1 protein-coding gene is annotated in these 1385 nt (G+C 43.5%); it reads right to left on the minus strand.

Annotation, left to right across the window (positions count from 1 at the left end; all coding sequences use genetic code 11):
* Window positions 1–296: 296 nt before the first annotated feature.
* Window positions 297–1223: an AEC family transporter gene (locus CVN76_RS21275; RefSeq protein ID WP_100532961.1), complete on the minus strand. Its 927-nt coding sequence runs from the start codon at window positions 1221–1223 to the stop codon at window positions 297–299.
* Window positions 1224–1385 lie beyond the last annotated feature (162 nt).

Below are 1385 nucleotides of genomic sequence, written 5' to 3' on the forward strand. Positions count from 1 at the left end.
ATATCGCCTTTTTCGGATAACCTGTACTTTCCTTCTTTTCTCCGGATGTATCCGAGCTACTGCTGCTGCATGCCCCTAAACTTAATGCCAATGAACCTGCCAATATAATTGCCGAAACCTTTTTGCGAGAAAACATATGAATCCCCCTTTTTGAAAGCGTTTTCTATATTCTACAAAAATCCAAGCCCTTTCTTTCATTATCCACCTAAACAACATAACTTGCATAACACCCATATTGTTCATAAAGTTTTATGGGCGGACAAGGGGAAAAGGCCCCCTTATAAAAGCAGGCCTTGCTAGAATAATATTTTCGATAGATACACGACCAATGTTACCGTTATGCAGCTGAATACGGTGGACATCAGGACGGCCTGTGCCGCATACTCCGGGTGGTTGTCATATTCCAAGGCGAATAATGCGCTGTTTCTTGAGGTCGGAAATGAGCTTGCGATAAATAACCCTTGGGCGACAGTCCCCTCCAAGCCCAGCATGAGAATGATAAGGAAAGCGATGGATGGAGAAAGGATCAACCGTCCAATCAAGCTAAGGATAAGCGGAAGCGGGAAATGCGTTATTTTCAAGTAGGCACTCTGTGCACCCAAGGTGATCAGGGCAATGGCGATGAATGCACTGGCGATATTATCGATCGGGGTCCATAAAAACAAAGGGATATCAAAGGACGCAGCCTGTAAAAGAAACCCGAGTAAGAGAGCATAAATGATTGGGTTTTTCAAAAATTCCCGAATGGCCCCCTTTGCACTTTTTGTATGGACGGAAACGGAATTCATCAAACCGTACGTATAGCTCAACAGGTTTTGAAATATGATCACGATGACCTGGATCGACAGGCCAAGTGGATTCCCATGAAAAACCATCTGGCTGACGGGCAGTCCGAAGTTGGCTGAATTATTCAGAACCACACTATTTTTAAACGTGGCAGAGAGACTTTGATCAAACCTGGCAAGCTTGGCAACCACGGTACTTACCAAGATGAGGCTTACCGCTTGCAGGGCTAGGAAGCTAAATATTTGGACAACCATCCCCCCGCCGATATCGCTTTGATAAATATTGACAAAGCTGATGGCCGGCATGAGCAGGAAGTGATTCAATTTAGATAATGTATTCATATCGAGCTTGAATTTACGATGAAGAATGGCTCCAGCCCCTATCAGGAAAAAGACCGGCACAATGACATTCAATACGATCAAAAACAGGACACTCACTTGACTTCCTCTCCATTTCTTAGGCTGATTCCTGTTGATTGCTACCTTCCTTCCATCATAATCCTGTGTGTGCCATAATCAAAATACCAATAAATTATCGATATCCATTCAAAAATAGAATGACAAAAAAGCACAGAAGTTTCTGCGCTCCTCCTATAAATC

It is taken from the genome of Bacillus sp. mrc49 (genome assembly GCF_002803435.1).